This window comes from Pseudomonas sp. DCB_AW, from assembly GCF_026240895.1.
Lineage (GTDB): Bacteria > Pseudomonadota > Gammaproteobacteria > Pseudomonadales > Pseudomonadaceae > Aquipseudomonas > Aquipseudomonas kermanshahensis.
Genome location: NZ_JAPFCE010000142.1, coordinates 1 through 2,324 on the forward strand (window position 1 = coordinate 1; position 2,324 = coordinate 2,324).

General features: G+C 63.4%; 1 protein-coding gene. It reads left to right on the top strand.

What is annotated here, in order from left to right; translation table 11 throughout:
• The first annotated feature begins 90 nt into the window (after positions 1-90).
• Positions 91-2,223: a TonB-dependent siderophore receptor gene (locus tag OO306_RS27930; protein WP_265970374.1), complete on the top strand. Its 2,133-nt coding sequence runs from the start codon at positions 91-93 to the stop codon at positions 2,221-2,223.
• Positions 2,224-2,324 lie beyond the last annotated feature (101 nt).

Consider the following 2,324-nt stretch of genomic DNA (forward strand, 5'->3'; position numbering starts at 1 on the left):
GCAGCTTGCCTGAAGTTGGAGCAAATCTGTGGGAGCGGGCTTGCCCCGCGAAGAGGCCGGCACTGGTGTCGCGTATCCAGGAGCCTCCGCATGCCCCCGCTTCGCCCCCGCCTGCCCCTGAGCTTGCTCAGCCTGGGCCTGGCCCTGCATTGCCCTCATTTGCTTGCCGAAGACAGCATCGTGCTGGACCCGCTGCGGGTCTCCGACAGCTATGGCAACGACGGCTACCAGGTGCGCGAAGCCTCGGTGGGTGGTTTCCAGCCCGCGCCGCTGCTCGACACCCCAGCCTCGGTCAGCGTGTTCAGCCAACAATTGCTGGAGGACCGCCAGGTGCGCAAGCTCAGCGAAGTGCTGCAAAGCGACGCCTCGGTGGGGGAAAGCTATGCACCCATCGGCTATTACGAAAACTTCAACGTGCGCGGCTTCGAGCTGAATGCCGCCAGCAGCTACCGGATCAATGGCCAGCCCCTCGCCGGCGAACAGAACGTTGCCCTGGAAAACAAACAGCAAGTGGAGTTGCTCAAGGGCTTGTCCGGGCTGCAAAGCGGCGTTTCGGAACCGGGCGGCCTAATCAATTACGTGACCAAGCGCGCCGAAGACGTGCGCAGCGTGACGGTATCGACCAACGAACAAGGCGAACGTTACCTGGCCACCGACCTGGGCGGCTGGTTCGGCAGCGAGCGGCAGTTCGGCCTGCGCGCCAACCTGGCCCATGAAGACATCCGCAGCTATGTCGACCATGCCGATGGCAAGCGCGACTTCGCCTCGCTGGCCTTCGACTGGCAGATCAACCCGGATGCCACGCTGCAGCTGGACGCCGAGTACCAGCACCGCGAACAACGCTCGGTGCCCGGTTACCAGTTGCTCGGCGGCACCGAGGTGCCACACGGTATCGACCCGCATGATCGCCTGGCCTACCAGCAGTGGGCCAAGCCGGTGCAGAACGATTCGCTGAACCTGGGTGGGCGTTTCGAGTATCGCTTCAACGAGGCTTGGACCGGCACGTTGAGTGCGTCGCGCAGCAAGGTGGTGATCGACGATTACAGTGCGTTTGCCTGGGGCTCGAGCGAGGGGGCGTTTTTCGGCAGCAATGGCGACTACGACATTTATGACTACCGCAGCCCGGATGACACCCGCCGCACCGATGAAGCACAGGCCACGCTCAACGGCCGCTTCGATGCCTTGGGCGTAGGGCACGACCTGACAATCGGCAGCAGCGCGCAACGCCGCACGGTGGACCAACGCCCCTATTACAACGAGTGGCTGGGTACCGGCAATATCTACACCGGTGCGCCAGCACTCGACCCGTCTGACAAGCCGATCGGCGCCAGCGAGCGTCGCCTCGACAGCCGCCAGTACGGCCTGTTCGTGAGTGATCGCATCAGCTTCAACGAGCAGTGGCAAACCGTGATCGGCGCTCGCGAAGTGCGCCTGGACGAGCAGACCTGGGACGAGACCGGTGTTGCCGGGCGCCACACTCGCCAGTACCAGTTGCTGCCCAATGCTGCGCTCATCTACAAGCCACGCCCAGACACCACGCTGTACGCCAGCTATGCCAAAGGCCTGTCGGCTGGCGGTACGGCACCGTGGTTTGCCAGCAACGCGGCTGAAATCCTCGCCCCCACCCTGTCACGCCAGCTGGAGTTGGGCATCAAGCGCGACTGGCAAGGCATCAGCTTCAGTGCCGCACTGTTTCAGATCCGCCAGGCGTATCAATACGCACGGCCCGATGGCCAAGGCACCTTCACCTATGTCCAGCAAGGCCAACAGAAAAACACCGGCCTGGAGCTGGGCGCCAGTGGCTGGGTGACCTCGAACCTGCAAGTGCAGGCGAGTGCCGCAGCCATTCGCGCACGGGTAAAAAACAGCGGGACCGAGGACTACGAAGGGCATCAGGCAATCAATGTGCCCAAACTGCGTGCGGCGCTGCAGGCCGAATACAGCCTGCCGGTACCAGGCCTGGCGCTGCTGGGCGGTGCGCGCTACAGCGCCAGCAAATATGCCAGCCAGGCGGGTAATGTCGAGGTGGGCGGTTATACCGTGTTCGACGTCGGCAGCCGCTACCGCACCCGCATTGGGGGGTATGACACGGTGCTGCGGTTGACCGTGGATAACGTGTTCGACAAGCGCTACTGGCGCGATGTGGGGGATTACCTGGGGGACAACTACCTGTTCCAGGGTGCGCCGCGTACGGCACGGTTGTCGGCGTCTGTGAGTTTCTGAAACCCAGTGCACTGCCTTTGTGTAGGAGCGGCCTTGCGTCGCGAAAGGGCTGCAAAGCAGCCCCAGCATAAGTGCGGCGACGCTGAAACCTGGGGCTGCTT